The sequence below is a fragment of the Roseococcus suduntuyensis genome (assembly GCF_014196305.1).
GTDB lineage: Bacteria > Pseudomonadota > Alphaproteobacteria > Acetobacterales > Acetobacteraceae > Roseococcus > Roseococcus suduntuyensis.
This window is the reverse complement of the sequence record NZ_JACIDJ010000003.1, coordinates 159,047-174,365: the sequence shown is the minus strand read 5'-3', so window position 1 is coordinate 174,365 and position 15,319 is coordinate 159,047. Positions and strand designations below refer to the sequence as shown.

Here is a 15,319-nt window from a genome sequence, read left to right as displayed (position 1 = left end):
TGCCTGATGCGTGAAGGCGGAGCCGAAGCGCTGAATCAGCTGTTCAGCTCAGGCCGCGCCCACCACCACGCACACATTCTGCCCACCGAACCCGAAGCTGTTCGACAGCGCCGCCCGGAACCCATGCGGCCTTCCCACCGGCACCGTGTCCATGCCGATCTCGGGGTCCGGGTCGTCCTGGTTGATGGTGGGCGGCAGGAACTGGTCCCGCAGGGCGAGCAGGCACACGCCCGCCTCGATCGCGCCCGCGGCCGAGAGCGTGTGGCCGATCATGGACTTGGTCGAGGAAATGGGCGGCGCAGCCTCGGCGCCAAACACCAGCTTTGCCGCCAGCGTCTCCATCTTGTCGTTCTCGGGCGTGGAGGTGCCATGGGCGTTGATGTAGCCAACATCCCTTGGCGTCAGCCCCGCATCGGCCAGCGCGCGCTCCATGGCCGCCACGATGGCATGCCCGTCCGGCGAGGAGCGGGTGCGGTGGAAGGTGTCCGCCGCCTCGCCCACGCCCAGGATATAGCCCAGGATGGTCGCACCCCGCGCGCGGGCATGGGCCTCGCTCTCCAGCACCAGCGCCCCCGCGCCATCGCCCATCACGAAGCCGTCGCGCGACTTGGTGAAGGGGCGCGAGACCGCCTCGGGCGGCTCGTTGCGGCCGGACAGCGCCTGCAACAGGCCGAAGCGGATGAAGGCCTCGGGCTGCAGCGAGGCCTCGGCCCCGCCCGCGATGGCGCAATCCGCCTCGCCGCGCCGGATGGCCTCGATGGCGAGCTGGATGGCGGAGGCGCCGGAGGCGCAGGCGGTGGTCACGGCCTGGGGCACGCCCTGGGTCTCGAAGCGCTCGGCAAGCCAGGTGGCCACGCCGCCCAGCAGGAAGTCCTGGTAATGACTGGCGATCCCGGCGCCGGCTGCGATCATTCCCGCATGGTCCGGCGCGCCCAAGGCCAGGCGCTGCGGCCATTCGATCTCGACGGGCGGCAGGCCGAAGCAGAGCGGGCCGGGGAAGGGGCCCGACAGCCCCGCCTGGGCCAGCGCCTCGGCGATGGCGGCCTCACCCATGCGACGCAGGCGTTCGGGCGCGACCAGCGGCGTGCCGGAAGCGTCTTCCGGATAGTCCACGCAGGCGGCGACCCGCGCCTTCATTCCTGTGGTGTCGAAGCGCGTGATGTCGCGCACGCCGGAGCGCCCGGCACGGATGGCGGCCCAGCTCGACGCCGCGTCCCGGCCCACCGCCGTGACCATCCCGATTCCCGTGACCGCCACACGCATCAGATCGCCTCCAGCACCGCCGCGGCCTCGCCGCGCCATTGTCCGCACCCCGTGACCAGGACGCGCCGCGCGCGCCCCTCGGCGATCGCGTATGTGGCCAGCGCCAGGCCCGCCGGGAAGGCGGCCTCGGCCGAATGGCCGAAGAGGTCGGCCGTGAAGAGGTCGGGCGCGCGGGGCAGGGCGGCCAGTTCATCCGCCGTGGCGGCGGGCGCGCCGGAGGCGGTGGAGATGATCATGTCCGGCGCCGCCCCCATGCGGCCCAGCAGCGCGCGCAGCCGCGCCACGCGCCCCTCGGGCCGGCCCTGGCTGGTCTCGATGGCGGTGAGCCGCGCCAGCGGGGCGGGGTTGGCGCCTTCCGGCTCCAGCGTCAGGAAGGCGGCGACCGAGCCCAGCACCATGCCCTGGCGTTCGGGCAGCGGCGCCCAGGGGCCCTGGTGCAGCGCGCCGCCGAAGCCATAGAGCAGCAGCAGCTCCGGCCGGTCGCTGGTCATGGCCGCGCCCGTCAGGGCCAGGGGCGAGGTGCCGGCCGCCACGCGCCGTGCCGCCACGCGCGCGGCCTCGGCGCCGGCCACCTCCTCGCCCATCAGGGTGCGGGAGGAGCCCGCCACGCCATGGGTGATGGAGATGGAGCCCGCCAGCAAATTGGGCAATTGCGCCAGGAACAGGGTGGGCCGCAGCCCCTCCAGCAGCATCTTGTGGACCCCGGCCGGGCCAGGCTTCGCGGCCAGGATGGCGGCGTCCAGCGCGGCGTCGCGCTCGCCCCCGCCGGCGGCCACCGTCACATCCATGCGGGCGACCTGGGGCTTGAGCCCGGCCTCCTCGATGGCGATGCCGGCCGCGTGCACGCCGATGCGCTGCCAGGGCTCCATCTGCCGCATCTCGCGGCGCGGGATGAAGCGGTCCAGCGGCAATTCGGGGGTGGGATGGATGTCGCAGGGCGCATCCTTGGCGCGCGCCAGCACGGGGGCCGCGCCGCCGGCCAGGAGGGGGGTATGCACGCCGCGCCCCTCGCCATGGCTGGAGATGAGGCCCACCCCCGTCACCATGACGGGCGTCATGGCAGCAGGCCAATGGCGGTGGCGCGCGCCCGCAGCGCGGGTTCCAGCCCGGGGGCGGGGAAGGCCAGGGTCTTGAGGGTGAGTTCCGCCTCGGCCACGCGGGGAGTGCCCTCGTTCACCGCGCCCCGCAGCACGGCATAGCCCGAACCGTCATGGATCAGCTCGGCCGTCACGGTCAGTTCCGCGCCGGGCCTGACCATGCCGCGCAGCTTGGCCTCGCTCACCTTGGCCAGCACGGCCATGCGGGTGAAGCCATGCCGCGCCACGACCAGCCAGCCGGCGGTCTGGGCCATGGCCTCCACCATCAGCACGCCGGGCAGCAGGGGGAAGCCGGGGAAATGACCCTCGAAGACGGGGCTTTCCTCGGGCACGCGCGCCAGCGCCACGAGGCGGTCCGCCTCGCGCTCCAGCACGCGGTCCACCATCTCGAAATATTCGAGGCGCAAGGCTCAGCCCTGCTTGGCGGCCACGAGTTCCTCGATGCGCGTGGCCAGGCTGCCCATCACGAAGAACTGCTCGGCCGGGGCCTTGCCGGAATTGACCTGCTCGGTCCAGGCCTCGACCGGCACCTTCACGCCGAAGCGCTTGTCGATCTCGAAGACGATGTCGAGGAAGTCGAGGCTGTCGATGCCCAGGTCATTGATGACATGCGCCTCGGGCGTGATCTTCGCGCGGTCCACATTCGCCGTCTCGGCGATGATCTCCGCGATGGTGTCGAAGGCATTGGCAGGCGGCGCCGAGGACATGGCGACGGGCTCCGTATTGGGAATGAGGCGCTGTCTTTGGCGCTTTGTGGCCCCGCTGTCCAGCGCGCCCCGCGCGGGGCTCATGTGACCAAGCGTTACCACAGGTGTGGCGGCCAGCCCCGGGCACCGGGGGGTGCAAGGGGGCATCGGGGCTGGCCGCGGGGGCGGGTGGCACCAGGGGGATGGCGCCGCCCGCCCCTTTCTCAGGCCCGGCGGCCGTGTCGCAGCACCATCAGCCGCGTCCATCCGCCGTCGGCGCCGCGCACGGAGGTTTCCATGCGGCGATGGTCCTCATCCTCCCAGACCATGACGTCGCGGTAGAGGGCGGTGCCCTCGCCGGTGAAGGCGGGGCCTTCGCTTTCCAGCACCAGCTCGCGCCCATCCTCGGAGAGCGTGCCGTCATAGATGGACAGGTGCCACATCATGGACCCCACCCAGCTGCCGATGAAGCGCTGCCGCACCGGGTCGTAGCCGAGGGTGATGACGCAATGCGCCTCGCCGCCGCCGCCGGGCATCTCCCCCAGCGATTCGCCCATGATCCAATAGCCGCCGAGGGAGCGGACCCGCTCCGTGCCCTTGCCGGTGAAGCTCTGGCCATCGGGCCCCATGAACTCGCCCGTGTAGTCCCATTCGCCCAGGAAGCGGTGCAGCCAGCCGTGGCCATGGGCGGGCGGCGTGCCCATGGGGCACATCTGGGTCGGGCATGTCACGAAGGCGGTGAGGCGGTCCATCATCTCGCCCCAGCCGCGTTCGAAGCCTATGGCCTCATGCGCCGCGCGCATCTCCGCCGTGGGGTGGGACCAGTGGATGTCGAGGCGGGTGCCGCCCGCCTCGGGCGTGAAGGTGAGGGCGAGGCGCGCGCCGGGCAGGGGGCTGCCCGCCGCCTCGTCCAGCCGCATCACCAGGCGGCGCGGCGCCTCGATCGCCTCGATGAAGCCGAGGCCGCCGCATTCCTCGCCCGAAGGGTCGCCCAGCCGCGTCAGGAAGCGGCCGCCCACGCGCGGTTCGACCTCGCAGGCCGTGAGGGTCATGCCCTTGGGGCCGAACCATTCGCGCAGCTCCCCGGCGCTGGTCCAGGCGCGGAAGACCTGTTCGGGCGGGGCGGGCAGGCGGCGGGTCATGCGCAATTCGGTGTCGGCCGCGCGGGCTTGGTGGTGGGTGTCCATGGTGCTTCCTTCCTTCCTGGTGGTTCGTGTTCAGCCCAGCTGGGCCAGCAGGCGCTCCAGCGCCTCGGTCCAGCCGCGGCGGTGGTTGGTCGCGGTGGTCTCGTCGGCGAAGCGGTCATGGGTGAGGGTGAGTTCCGTGCCCTCCTCCACCGCGCGCAGCACGACCGTGAGGCGCGAGACGCGCTCGGGCGTCGAGGCCCAGCACCAGGCCAGCACCAGCCGGCGCGGCGGCTCGATCACCTCGAACACGGCCTTTGTCTCGTGCCGCTCGCCATTGTCCTCGCGCAGCACCACGTTCAGCTCGCCGCCCGGCCGCAGGTCCACGCGCGCCGATTCCACCCGCGTGTGGTGCGGGCCGAACCAGAGGGCGATGACCTCGGGGCTGGTCCAGGCCTCCCACACGCGCTCGGGCGCGGCCTTGAAGCGGCGCACGAGGGTGAGGCTGGGGGTGATGGCGTTCATGTCGGGTCCCTCGCTTCGACGATGGCGGCCAGCCGATCCAGGCTCTCGGCCCAGAAGCGCTGGTAGCGGGCGAGCCAGGCCATCGCGTCCTCCATGGGGGAAGCCGCCAGCCGGCAATGCACTGTGCGGCCGGTCTTGCGGCGGGTGATGAGGTGCGCGCCCTCCAGCACATCCAGGTGCTTCATCACGGCGGGCAGCGACATGGCGATGGGCGCGGCCAGCGCGGAGACGGTCTGCCCGTCCTCCGCCGCCAGGCGTTCCAGCAGGGCACGGCGCGTGGGGTCGGCCAGTGCGGCGAAGACCTGGTCCAGCGGGGCGGAATGCTTATCCATATGGTTCACTATCCGCGCCGCGCGCGAATGGTCAACCATTTTTTTAAGTATTGAGCCAGAGGCGGCCGCCCGCGAACCCTCTGCGCGGCCTTCCGGGCCGGAATCCGGTATCGCGCCCGGGCGTGATGCGCCCGGGTTCTTGCCCGATCCGCCAAGTCGCTTGCCGGGCGGCCGCAATCCCATAGTCTCAAGCCCATGACGCAGACGCTTCTCGACGCCGTCCGCCGCCATTCGGACGCGCATGCCGATGCGCTGGGCATCGCGCAAACCCCGGTGGCCGGACTGTCCACCGTGCGCGCCACTCGCCCGAGCGAGCTGCAATACGCCGTCAACCGCCCCCTGGTGGCGCTCGTCCTGCAGGGCCGCAAGCGCGTGACCATGGGCCGCGAGAGCTTCGACTTCGGCGCCGGCGACTCCCTGCTGATCGCGGCCGACGTGCCGACCGTCAGCCAGATCACGCGCGCCGACCTGGCCATTCCCTACTACTCCTTCGTGCTCGAGCTCGACCCGGCGGTGATCGAGCCGCTCGCGAGGGAGATGCGCATGGTCCAGCAGGGGCCAGGGGCCCGCATCAGCGTGGACCCGACCGATGCGGAGGTCGCGGATGCGGCCCTGCGCCTCCTGCGCGTGCTGGATCGCCCGGCGGCCCTTGCCGTGTTGAAGGACCAGCTGGTCCGCGAACTGCATTTCTGGCTTTTGGCAGGCCGCCATGGCGCGTCGATCCGCGCGCTCGGCGTCGCGGGCAGCCATGCGCAGCGCATCGGCCGCGCGGTGGCGATGATCCGGGAGGGCTATGCCCAGCCGCTCCGTGTCGAGCGGCTGGCAGAGGCTGCCGGGATGAGCCCCTCCTCCTTCCACCATCACTTTCGCGCCGTCACCTCGCTGTCGCCCCTCCAGTTCCAGAAGCAGCTGCGCCTCATCGAGGCGCGGCGCATGATGCTGTCCGAGGGCATTGCCTCCAGCCACGCGGCCTATGCCGTGGGCTATGAGAGCATCCCGCAATTCACCCGCGAATATGGCCGCGTGTTCGGGGTGACGCCCGCCCGCGACATGAAGCAGGCCAGGAGCGGGACCAACCTGGCTGCTTGAGCGCGCGGGCGGGCGACCGCGTGGGGCATGCCCGGGATCAGATGTTCTGGCCGCCCGAGATCTCGATGCGCTGCGCGGTGATCCAGCGGTTGTCGGGCCCGAGGAGGCTCGCGATGGCCGGGCCGATGTCATCGGGAACACCAACGCGGCCCAGCGCGGTCACGTTCGCGAAGGCCTCGTTGTAGGCCGGCGTGTCGCGGACTGCGCCGCCCAGGAAGTCGGTCTCGATGGCGCCGGGTGCCACCGTGTTGGCGGTGATGCCGCGGCCGCCGAGTTCCTTGGCCATGTAGCGGGTGAGGACCTCGACCGCGCCCTTGGCCGCCGAATAGGCCGAGAAGCCGGGGTAGGACACCCGCGTCAGGCCGCTCGAGAAGTTCACGATGCGGCCGCCATCCACCATGAGCGGCAGCAGCGCCTGCGTCAGGAAGAAGACGCCCTTGACGTGGACATTGAACAGCGCGTCGAACTGCTCGACGGTGGTTTCGCCGAAGCCGGCCATCTCGCCGTGGCCCGCGTTGTTCACGAGATGATCGAAGGTGTCGCGGCCCCAGGTCGCCGCAAGCGCCGCGCGCACGGAATCGACGAAGGCGGGAAGGGCGGCGACGTGGCCGACCTCGAGCTGGAGCGCCACGGCCTTCCGGCCAAGCGCCGCGATCTCCGCGACCACGGCCCGCGCGCCGTCGGCGCCATGGCGATAGGTGAGAATGACGTCGCCGCCGTGGCGGGCGATGCTGATGGCGGCGTTGCGGCCAAGGCCGCGGTTGCCGCCGGTGACGATGGAGATGGTGCTCATCGGGAACTCCTGTTGGAGGGGTGTTGCGGCGGCACCTATCCTCCAAGGCGACCTTTCCTGGTTGCCGGATCCTCCCTCAAGCTTGCCTGTTTCTCCAGGCGTTCCTTCCTTTCGCGCACATCCTCCACGTGAGGGGTGGCCGTGGCTGAGGCGCCTGGAACGGCGGTCTTCCGGAAGGGGGGTCTGGTAGGGGCGGGGGGACTCGAACCCCCATGGCCTTGCGGCCGCTCGATTTTGAGCCGAGTCCGTCTACCGTTCCGGCACGCCCCCGTGGGCGCTGCATATCACGCGCCGCGCGCGGGGGTCGAGAGCCGCAAGCTCTGTTACAATAGGCCACACCGCGCAACACGGCCCCGCTGTAACATTCCCGGCATGGAGACCAAGCCGCACATCCTCGTGATCGACGACGACCGCGACATCCGGGAGCTTCTGGGAAAATTCCTGGAAAAGCAGGGGCTGCGCGTGACCCTGGCGCGGGACGCGCGCGATGCGCGCAAGCTCTGGCCGCTGGCGCGCTACAACCTCGTCGTGCTGGACCTGATGATGCCGGGGGAATCCGGCCTCGACCTCGCGCGCTGGCTGCGCCAGCAATCCAGCATCCCCATCGTGATGCTGACCGCCATGGGCGAGGAGACGGACCGCATCGTGGGCCTCGAGCTCGGCGCCGACGACTACATGGCCAAGCCCTTCAACCCACGCGAGTTGCTGGCCCGCATCCGCGCCGTGCTGCGCCGCGCCCAGGGTGCGGAGGCGCAGGAGGCCGTGCCCGACCAGATCCTGCGCTTCGCCGGCTGGGTGCTGGAGCCCACGCGCCGCCGCCTGCTCAACCCCGATGGCGCGGAGGTGCCGCTCACGGGCGGCGAATACGAGCTGCTGACCACATTGCTCGACCGCCCGAACCGGGTGATGACGCGCGACATGCTCATGGACATCATCCACAACCGCCAGCCCGGCCCCTTCGACCGCGCCATTGACGTCGCCATCTCGCGGCTGCGGCGCAAGCTGGAGGATGACGGGCGCAACCCCTCGGTCATCAAGACCGTGCGCGGCGGCGGCTATGTGCTCTCGGCCACGGTCGAACGGGGTTGAGCACCGCCTCACCCCAGCGCGAATGGCGCTGGTTCGGCTGGCTGCGCCCGCGCACGCTCGCCGGCCGCACCGCGCTGGTGCTGGTGGTGGGGCTGATGTCGGTGCAGGGGCTGGGCCTGACCATCCACGCCTTCGACCGCATCGAACTGCAACGCGCGGCCGAGGCGCGTTACATCTCCAACCGCATCATCGGCCTGTGGCGGGTGCTGGCCACCGCGCCGCCCGAGCGCCGGATCGCCCTGCTGGCCGAGGCCGAATTCCCCCCCGAGGTGACCGCCACGCTGGAGGCCACCCCCCGCGCCAAGCCCGACATGCCCCCCGTGGCCCCGGGCCATGCGCGGCTGTTCCGGCTGGAGGGCCCGCCGCCCATCGTGGCTCGCCGCATGCGCCCGGCCGACATCGTCTCGGGCATGGCCGGCCCCTCGCATATCGTGATCTCGCTGCGCTTCGCCGACCCGCCCTGGGCGCCGCCCGCCTGGCTGAACCTCTCCATGCGCGTGCCCGCCCCCCGGCCCTGGCATTCCGACCGTTTCCTCTTCGCCTTCGCGGCCATGTCGGTCACGGCGCTGCTGCTCATCCTGTGGGCGGTGCGGCGGCTGACGCGCCCCGTGGCGGACCTCGCGGCCGCGGCCGAGCGCCTGGGCCGCGACGTGAACGCGCCCGCCCTGCCCGAGAACGGCCCGCGCGAGGTGGCACAGGCCGCCGCCGCCTTCAACGGCATGGCCAGCAACATCCGCCGCTTCGTGGCCGATCGCACGCAGATGCTGGCCGCCATCAGCCATGACCTGCGCACGCCCATCACCCGCCTGCGGCTGCGCGCCGAATTCATGGACGACGAGGACCAGCAGCGCCGCATGCTGGCGGACCTGACCGAGATGGAGGCGATGATCGCCTCCACCCTGGCCTTCGCCCGCGACGACGCGGCGGCCGAGCCCGCGACTCCGCTCGACCTGGCCAGCCTCGCCCGCACCGTGCTGGACGAGGCGACCGATGCGAACCCGGAGCTGGCCGAGCGCATCCATTACGAGGGGCCGGAGCATTTCGTGATGCCGCTGCGGCCGCTGGCGATGAAGCGCGCCCTCGTCAACCTGGTGGCCAATGCCCTGAAATACGGCGATGCCGCAAGGCTGACGCTGGAACCCCGCGGGGGCGGCGCGCGCCTGGTGCTGGAGGATGACGGGCCGGGCATCCCCGACCACTTCCACGAAAAGGTGTTCCAGCCCTTCCAGCGCATCGAGGGCAGCCGCAACCGCGAGACGGGCGGCACGGGGCTCGGCCTGACCATCGCGCGCAGCATTTTCCGGGCGCATGGGGGCGAGGTGACGCTTCATAACCGCGCGCCCTCGGGCGAGGACCAGGGCGGGCTGAGGGTGGTGATGCTGCTGCCGGGGTGATAGCCAGGGGCGGACCCCGGAACGGAGACCCGCCCATGGCCCTCAAGGCCGCCATCCTCCCCGTCACCGCCTTCCAGCAGAACTGCGCCCTGGTCTGGGACGACACGACCCTGCGCGCCACCGTGATCGACCCCGGCGGCGACGTGGCGCGCATTCGGCAGGTGCTGGCGGAGCAGGGGCTGGAGCTGGAGCAGATCCTGCTCACCCACGGCCACATAGACCACGCCGGCGGCGCGGATGAGCTGCGCGAGGCCTCGCCCGGCGTGCCCGTGGTGGGGCCGCACCTGGCGGACAAGATGCTGCTGGACAATCTGGAAAAGCAGGGCGCCGCCTATGGTCTGGAGGTGCGCAACCTGGTGCCCGACCGCTGGCTCACGGAGGGCGAGACGGTCACCATCGCGGGCCAGGAATTCGCCGTGCAGCATTGCCCGGGGCATTCGCCGGGCAGCGTGGTCTTCGTCTCGGAGGCGCTGCGGATCGCCTTCGTGGGCGATGTGCTGTTCCAGGGCTCGATCGGCCGCACGGACTTCCCCTATGGCGACCATGACGCGCTGATCGGCGCCATCATGACCAAGCTGATGCCGCTGGGCGACGACATCCAGTTCCTCTGCGGGCACGGGCCGGGTTCGGATTTCGGCACGGAGCGGCGGACCAACCCCTTCTTGCCGCGCTGAATTTCTTGACTTTTTTCAGTATTTCAGGGCATTGTCCGGGCCGCTAACGCCCTTCCCATGCCTACCGCATGTGGGGAACGGGTAAGATAGTAAGATCGTAAGATAGTAAGGCGGCTGACCCGACGGGGCCCCCGCGAAAGCGCCGAAGGCGGTTTTGTGGGGAATACCTCGGGGCCCCCGCGAAGACGCCGCAGGCGGTTTCGTGGGGATTAAAGTCGGGGCCCCCGCGGCAGCGCCGAAGGCGATGTCGTGGGGAACAATAATCACACCGCCGCGCTGTGCCTGCCCTTGCCGCTGTTCAGCCTGGCATCGAAGCAGGAAGCGACATGCCGCAGGAAGGGCCGCGCCTCGTCCGGCACCGTCAGCCAGGCGCCGGCCAGCCGCACCAGCCCATCCCGCTCCAGGCCCTGCAGCCCGGGCAGCGCCGATTGCAATATGGCCGCCGGCAGCGTGTCGAGGTCCAGCGCCAGGTCGCACATCACCCGTTCGATGGCCGCGCGGCGGATGATGTCCTCGCCCGTGAAGGCGAGGCCACGGACCACGGGCAGCTTCCCCGCCTCGATGGCCGCCACATAGCCGCGCTCATCGGGGATGTTCTGGGCATAGCCCTGCGGCACCGCGCCGATAGAGGAGGCGCCCAGCCCCAGCAGCATCGGCGCGTCATCGGTGGTGTAGCCCTGGAAGTTGCGGCGCAGCCGGCCGGCGGCGGCGGCGCGCGCCATGGGGTCGGCGGGCCGGGCGAAGTGGTCGAGGCCGATGGGCATGAAGCCCGCCGCGCGCAGCACGTCGGAGGCTTCCTGCGCCTGTTCCATGCGGGCGGCGGCATCGGGCAGGTCGCTCTCGAGGATCGCCTTCTGGGCGGGCTTCATCCAGGGCACATGGGCATAGCCGAAGACCGAGACGCGGTCGGCGCCGAGTTCCGCCGCCAGCGCCGCCGTCGCCGCCACATGGGCGCGGCTCTGGCCGGGCAGCCCATACATCATGTCGAGGTTGATGGCCGAAACCCCCGCCGCCCGCAGCCGCTCGACGGCGGTGCGCACCATCTCGGCCGGCTGGATGCGGCCCATCAATTCCTGCACCTCCGGGTTCGCATCCTGCAAACCGAGCGAGGCGCGGGTGAAGCCCTCCCGCGCGAGCGTCGCCACCACCTCTTCGGTCAGCGTGCGCGGGTCCAGCTCGATGGAGAGTTCCGCATGCCGCGCGAAGGGATACAGCGCGCGCAGCTTGCCCATCAGCGCCGAGAGCCGCGCGGCCCCCAGCGCGCTCGGCGTGCCGCCGCCCAGGTGCAGGTTCTGCACGATGCCATCGGCGGGCAGGGCGAGTGCGAGCAGCCGCGCCTCGCGGTGCAACGCCTCGGCATAGCGGGCGATGCGCTCCTCGTTGCGCGTCACCGAGGTGTGGCAGCCGCAATACCAGCACAGCTCATGGCAGAAGGGGATGTGGACGTAGAGGGAGAGCGCCTCGGCCGGCGGCATGCGCGACAGCCAGCCGCGATAGGTCGCCTCCTCCAGCGGGCCGAAATGCGGCGCGGTGGGATAGCTGGTGTAGCGCGGCAGGTTGGCCTGGGCGTAGCCGGAGCGGTCGAGGAGCTTCATGGGTCAGGATGCTGCCTTGTCACCCCGTCGTATCGCCTTGCGCCCGATCAATCCAAGGACTTTGATATGTTGGAACCAGGAGTGCGGGAATGAGCGAAGTGGAACTGGCGATCCGTGGCGGCATGATCGTGACCGCCGATGGCATGCGGCGGGCCGATGTCGGCATCGCGGGCGGGCGCGTGGTGGCGCTGGCGGAACGGATCGAGGGGGCCGCGCAGGTCATCGAGGCCGATGGGCTGTGGGTGATGCCGGGCGGCGTGGACACGCATTGCCACATCGAGGAACCCAATGCCGCGGGCGGGCTCAGCGAGGAGAGCTTCATCACCGCTTCGCGCGCCGCCTTCGCGGGCGGCACCACCAGCACCGTGTCCTTCATTCCGCAATGGAAGGGCCATGGCATCCTGGAGCGCGCGGACGACTACGCCCGCCGCGCCGCCACCGGCATGCTGGACCACAGCTTCCACCAGATCATCACCGACCCGACCGACGAGGTGCTGGAACGCGAATTGCCGCAGGTGGTGGCGCGCGGCATCCGCAGCCTGAAGGTGTTCCTGACCTATGACGCGGTGCACCTGAGCGACGCCGAATACCTGCGCGTGCTGCGCGCGGCGCGGAAGCACCAGTGCCTCGTTCATGTCCATTGCGAGAACTACGACGCCATCAAGTGGCGCATCGAGGCGCTGCTGGCCGCGGGCCTCACCGCGCCCAAATACCACGCCTGGGCGCGGCCGCCCGTGGTGGAGCGCGAGGCCACGCACCGCGCCATCGCGCTGGCGGAACTCGTGGACCAGCCCATCCAGGTCTTCCATGTGAGTTGCGCCGAGGTGGCCGAGGAGATCGCCGCCGCCCAGGCGCGCGGCGTGAAGGTCTGGGGCGAGACCTGCCCGCAATACGTCACGCTGACGGCCGACGACATGGCCCGCACCAGCGCGAAGGATGGCGCGTTCGAGGGGGCGAAGTTCATCTGCAGCCCCGCCCCGCGCGGCGCGGACGAGCATGAGCGCGTCTGGGACATGATCCGCCGCGGCGTGCTGGACGTGGTGTCCAGCGACCATTGCGCCTACAGCTTCGAGGGCCCGAACGGGAAGCGGCAGAACGGCACCGACCGCTTCGACCGCATCCCGAACGGCATCCCCGGCATCACCGCCCGCCTGCCGCTGATGTTCAGCGAGGGTGTCTCCAAGGGCCGCATCACGCCCGAGCACTTCGTCCGCCTCGTCGCCACCAACCCGGCCAAGATGCTGGGCCTCTGGCCGCGCAAGGGCGGCATCCATGTGGGCGCCGATGCCGACATCGCGCTGTGGGACCCCCAGCGCAAGCGCACGCTGACCAACGCCATGATGCAGCATGTGGCCGACTACACGCCCTATGAGGGCATGGAGGTCACGGGCTGGCCGGTGCGGGTGCTGCGCCGCGGCGAGAGCGTGATGGAGAACGACCAGGTGACGGCCCAGCCCGGCACCGGCCAATTCCTGCCCCGCGCGCCCTACGACATGATCGCCCCGCGCGGCATCACGCCCAATGGTTTCGCTGATTAAGGAGGGGGCATAAGCCGCCTGGTGGCGTCATCCCGCCGTAACCTTGTGATTGCGGCGGCGGGGCCGGTTGGTTAGCGTCGCTGCAATCAATCGGCAAGGAGGCCACTATAATGAATCGGCGTGGGATTTTGGCCGCGGCGGGCGTCGGTCTGCTGGCGGCGCCGGCGGTGCACGCGCAGGGCGCCTGGCCCAACCGCACCATCCGCCTGGTTGCACCCTACGCGCCGGGCGGCTCGGTGGATGCCATGGCGCGCATCACCGCGCAGAAACTCCAGGAACGGCTTGGCCAGAACGTGGTGGTCGAGAACCGTTCCGGCGCCAGCGGCACGGTGGGCGGGCGCTATGTCGCGCAGTCCACCCCGGATGGCTACACCTTCTGCTTCTCGGCCAGCGTGCAGACGCTGGCGCGGCTGGTGCTGCGCGACCCGGGCTATGACCCCATGGTGGACCTGGCGCCGGTGGCCCGCGTGGGGCAGGGGCCGCTGCTGCTGATCATGGCGCCGGGCCGCCCGCAAACCACCCTGCAGGAGGTGGTGGCCGCCATCCGCGCCAATCCGCGCGACTGGACCTTCGCCACCTCCTCGCTGGGGGCGGCGGGGCATCTCGCCACGGTGGAGTTCATCCGGCAACTGGGCGTGGAGGTGCCGATCGCGACCTATCGCGGCACCGGCCCCGCCCTGCCGGACCTGTTCGCCGACCGCGTGCAGCTCATCTTCGACCCGATGCTGGCCACGCTGCCGCCGGTGCGCGCCAACCGCGCGAAGCCCGTCGCCATCACCTCGGCGCGGCGCAGCCCGGCCGCGCCGGATGTCCCGACCACGGCCGAGGGCGGCATGCCCAGCGTGGACCTGCAATCCTGGTGGGCGATCTGGGGCCCGCGTGGCGTGCCGGCCGAGATCACGGAGCGCATCCAGCGCGAACTTTCCACCGCCATGCTGGAGCCCGACGTGGCGCAGCGCACGGTGACGCTGGGCATCGAGCCGCTGTTCCAGGGCGGGCAGGAGCTGGTGAATTTCATTCAGGCCGATTTCAACCGCACGCAGGAACTGCTCCGGATCGCCAACTTCCAGCCGGAGTGAGGGGCGGGCATACTGCCTTCAACGCAAGGGAGGCAGTTGCCATGTCCATCATCACCACCGCGCGCCGGGCCTTGCTGCTCGGCGCGCTCGCCGCACCGGCGGTCGTTCACGCCCAAGGCGCCTGGCCGCAACGGCCGGTGCGCGTCATCATCCCCTGGCCGCCGGGCGGCGGCGCGGACACGGTGGGGCGCATCCTCTTCGCGCGCGTGGCCGAAATCCTGGGCCAGAACTTCATCATCGAGAACCGGCCGGGCGCCACGGGCACCATCGGCGCCAATGCCGCCGTGCGCAGCGCGGCCGATGGCTACACGCTGCTCTATGATGCGACGGGGCTCTCCATCAACCCGTTCCTGATGCCGCACATCCCCTTCGACGTGCGGCGGGACCTGGTGCCGGTCTTCCTCTCCGCCGTGGTGCCGAACCTGCTGGTGGTGACGCCCAGCGTGCAGGTCCGCACGGTGCAGGATGTGATCGCCCTGGCACGGAACACGCCGGGCGGGCTGAACTGGGCGTTCTCGGGCAATGGCTCGGCGCAGCACATGGCGTTGGAGCTGTTCCGGCAGATGACGCAGCTGCCGCTGACCCATGTGCCCTATCGCGGCGGCGGGCCGGCCCTCACGGATGTGATCGGCGGGCAGATCAATTTCTTCTTCAGCAATGCCAGCGCCTCCACGGGCCATGTGCAGTCCGGCGCGCTGCGGGCGGTGGGGCATAGCGGCGCGGGGCGGCTGGCCAGCCTGCCCGACGTGCCGGCGGTGGCCGAGACGCTGCCCGGCTTCGAGGCCTATGAGTGGAACGGTGCCTTCGTGCCCCGCGGCACGCCCGCCGAGGTGGTGCAGCGACTCAACGCCGCCATGAACGAGGCCATCGCCCACCCGGCCGTGGCCGAGCGCCTGGCCGGGCTGAACGTGGGCACCCGCCGCAACACGCCGGACGAGTTCCGCGCCTTCCTGGAGGCCGAACTCTCCAAGTGGGAGCGGGTGATCCGCGAGGGGAACATCCGCCTGGATTGATTCTCCGCGCGCGGGATTCAGACCCTCG

General features: G+C 70.9%; 16 protein-coding genes and 1 tRNA gene. 7 read left to right on the top strand and 10 right to left on the bottom strand.

Annotated features, from left to right (window positions below):
* Positions 1-48: 48 nt before the first annotated feature.
* The 7 genes from GGQ83_RS10925 to GGQ83_RS10895 form a co-directional block, all read right to left on the bottom strand.
* Positions 49-1,263 (bottom strand): beta-ketoacyl synthase N-terminal-like domain-containing protein, encoded by a 1,215-nt coding sequence (locus GGQ83_RS10925; protein WP_207018122.1) that lies wholly within the window; start codon positions 1,261-1,263, stop codon positions 49-51.
* A complete protein-coding gene (locus GGQ83_RS10920) occupies positions 1,263-2,321 on the bottom strand; it encodes a beta-ketoacyl-ACP synthase (RefSeq protein ID WP_184383852.1) in 1,059 nt (352 codons plus the stop codon). The genes GGQ83_RS10925 and GGQ83_RS10920 overlap by 1 nt, the downstream gene beginning before the upstream one ends.
* Complete coding sequence (locus GGQ83_RS10915; RefSeq protein ID WP_184383850.1) at positions 2,318-2,767, bottom strand: 3-hydroxyacyl-ACP dehydratase FabZ family protein; 450 nt, start codon at positions 2,765-2,767, stop codon at positions 2,318-2,320. The genes GGQ83_RS10920 and GGQ83_RS10915 overlap by 4 nt, the downstream gene beginning before the upstream one ends.
* A 3-nt stretch (positions 2,768-2,770) precedes the next feature.
* The gene (locus tag GGQ83_RS10910; protein WP_184383848.1) at positions 2,771-3,067 is read right to left on the bottom strand and encodes an acyl carrier protein; all 297 of its coding nucleotides are present in this window, start codon (positions 3,065-3,067) and stop codon (positions 2,771-2,773) included.
* Between the two features lie 203 nt (positions 3,068-3,270).
* Positions 3,271-4,233, bottom strand: coding sequence for a DUF1579 family protein (locus GGQ83_RS10905; protein WP_184383847.1), 963 nt, complete (start codon positions 4,231-4,233; stop codon positions 3,271-3,273).
* A gap of 30 nt (positions 4,234-4,263) precedes the next feature.
* Positions 4,264-4,695 (bottom strand): SRPBCC family protein, encoded by a 432-nt coding sequence (locus GGQ83_RS10900; RefSeq protein WP_184383845.1) that lies wholly within the window; start codon positions 4,693-4,695, stop codon positions 4,264-4,266.
* Positions 4,692-5,027: an ArsR/SmtB family transcription factor gene (locus GGQ83_RS10895; RefSeq protein WP_184383843.1), complete on the bottom strand. Its 336-nt coding sequence runs from the start codon at positions 5,025-5,027 to the stop codon at positions 4,692-4,694. The genes GGQ83_RS10900 and GGQ83_RS10895 overlap by 4 nt, the downstream gene beginning before the upstream one ends.
* A gap of 195 nt (positions 5,028-5,222) precedes the next feature.
* On the opposite strand from GGQ83_RS10895, the gene GGQ83_RS10890 reads away from it, so the two are divergent.
* The gene (locus GGQ83_RS10890) at positions 5,223-6,116 is read left to right on the top strand and encodes an AraC family transcriptional regulator (protein WP_184383841.1); all 894 of its coding nucleotides are present in this window, start codon (positions 5,223-5,225) and stop codon (positions 6,114-6,116) included.
* Positions 6,117-6,153: 37 nt separating this feature from the next.
* Here GGQ83_RS10890 and GGQ83_RS10885 read toward each other — a convergent pair whose 3' ends face one another.
* Entirely contained in the window at positions 6,154-6,909 is a 756-nt protein-coding gene (locus GGQ83_RS10885) for an SDR family NAD(P)-dependent oxidoreductase (RefSeq protein WP_184383839.1), read from the bottom strand.
* A gap of 184 nt (positions 6,910-7,093) precedes the next feature.
* A tRNA-Leu gene (locus GGQ83_RS10880) sits at positions 7,094-7,179 on the bottom strand.
* A 102-nt stretch (positions 7,180-7,281) separates the two neighbouring features.
* Between GGQ83_RS10880 and GGQ83_RS10875 the strand changes: the two genes are divergently transcribed.
* From GGQ83_RS10875 to GGQ83_RS10865, 3 genes are read left to right on the top strand one after another with little or no spacing between them, the layout of a single operon-like run.
* A complete protein-coding gene (locus tag GGQ83_RS10875) occupies positions 7,282-7,998 on the top strand; it encodes a response regulator (RefSeq protein ID WP_184383837.1) in 717 nt (238 codons plus the stop codon).
* On the top strand, positions 7,995-9,392 hold the full coding sequence (locus tag GGQ83_RS10870; RefSeq protein ID WP_242535067.1) for an ATP-binding protein: 1,398 nt from the start codon (positions 7,995-7,997) through the stop codon (positions 9,390-9,392). Before GGQ83_RS10875 ends, GGQ83_RS10870 begins: the two co-directional genes overlap by 4 nt.
* A 35-nt stretch (positions 9,393-9,427) precedes the next feature.
* Positions 9,428-10,066, top strand: coding sequence for an MBL fold metallo-hydrolase (locus tag GGQ83_RS10865; protein WP_184383836.1), 639 nt, complete (start codon positions 9,428-9,430; stop codon positions 10,064-10,066).
* 263 nt (positions 10,067-10,329) lie between these two features.
* Here GGQ83_RS10865 and hemN read toward each other — a convergent pair whose 3' ends face one another.
* On the bottom strand, positions 10,330-11,661 hold the full coding sequence (gene hemN, locus GGQ83_RS10860) for an oxygen-independent coproporphyrinogen III oxidase (RefSeq protein WP_184383834.1): 1,332 nt from the start codon (positions 11,659-11,661) through the stop codon (positions 10,330-10,332).
* Positions 11,662-11,750: 89 nt separating this feature from the next.
* Here hemN and hydA point away from each other — a divergent pair, with 89 nt between their 5' ends.
* The 3 genes from hydA (at position 11,751) to GGQ83_RS10845 (ending at position 15,291) form a co-directional block, all read left to right on the top strand.
* Complete coding sequence (gene hydA / locus GGQ83_RS10855; protein ID WP_184383832.1) at positions 11,751-13,199, top strand: dihydropyrimidinase; 1,449 nt, start codon at positions 11,751-11,753, stop codon at positions 13,197-13,199.
* A 110-nt stretch (positions 13,200-13,309) separates the two neighbouring features.
* Positions 13,310-14,278: a Bug family tripartite tricarboxylate transporter substrate binding protein gene (locus GGQ83_RS10850; RefSeq protein WP_184383830.1), complete on the top strand. Its 969-nt coding sequence runs from the start codon at positions 13,310-13,312 to the stop codon at positions 14,276-14,278.
* Between the two features lie 41 nt (positions 14,279-14,319).
* On the top strand, positions 14,320-15,291 hold the full coding sequence (locus GGQ83_RS10845; protein WP_184383829.1) for a tripartite tricarboxylate transporter substrate binding protein: 972 nt from the start codon (positions 14,320-14,322) through the stop codon (positions 15,289-15,291).
* Positions 15,292-15,319 lie beyond the last annotated feature (28 nt).

Bases quoted from the DNA above. Each gene is read 5' to 3' on its own strand.
- GGQ83_RS10925 (WP_207018122.1), bottom strand. From the start codon at position 1,263: ATGCGTGTGGCGGTCACGGGAATCGGGATGGTCACGGCGGTGGGCCGG.
- GGQ83_RS10920 (WP_184383852.1), bottom strand. From the start codon at position 2,321: ATGACGCCCGTCATGGTGACGGGGGTGGGCCTCATCTCCAGCCATGGC.
- GGQ83_RS10910 (WP_184383848.1), bottom strand. From the start codon at position 3,067: ATGTCCTCGGCGCCGCCTGCCAATGCCTTCGACACCATCGCGGAGATC.
- GGQ83_RS10905 (WP_184383847.1), bottom strand. From the start codon at position 4,233: ATGGACACCCACCACCAAGCCCGCGCGGCCGACACCGAATTGCGCATG.
- GGQ83_RS10900 (WP_184383845.1), bottom strand. From the start codon at position 4,695: ATGAACGCCATCACCCCCAGCCTCACCCTCGTGCGCCGCTTCAAGGCC.
- GGQ83_RS10895 (WP_184383843.1), bottom strand. From the start codon at position 5,027: ATGGATAAGCATTCCGCCCCGCTGGACCAGGTCTTCGCCGCACTGGCC.
- GGQ83_RS10890 (WP_184383841.1), top strand. From the start codon at position 5,223: ATGACGCAGACGCTTCTCGACGCCGTCCGCCGCCATTCGGACGCGCAT.
- GGQ83_RS10885 (WP_184383839.1), bottom strand. From the start codon at position 6,909: ATGAGCACCATCTCCATCGTCACCGGCGGCAACCGCGGCCTTGGCCGC.
- GGQ83_RS10875 (WP_184383837.1), top strand. From the start codon at position 7,282: ATGGAGACCAAGCCGCACATCCTCGTGATCGACGACGACCGCGACATC.
- GGQ83_RS10865 (WP_184383836.1), top strand. From the start codon at position 9,428: ATGGCCCTCAAGGCCGCCATCCTCCCCGTCACCGCCTTCCAGCAGAAC.
- hemN (WP_184383834.1), bottom strand. From the start codon at position 11,661: ATGAAGCTCCTCGACCGCTCCGGCTACGCCCAGGCCAACCTGCCGCGC.
- hydA (WP_184383832.1), top strand. From the start codon at position 11,751: ATGAGCGAAGTGGAACTGGCGATCCGTGGCGGCATGATCGTGACCGCC.
- GGQ83_RS10850 (WP_184383830.1), top strand. From the start codon at position 13,310: ATGAATCGGCGTGGGATTTTGGCCGCGGCGGGCGTCGGTCTGCTGGCG.
- GGQ83_RS10845 (WP_184383829.1), top strand. From the start codon at position 14,320: ATGTCCATCATCACCACCGCGCGCCGGGCCTTGCTGCTCGGCGCGCTC.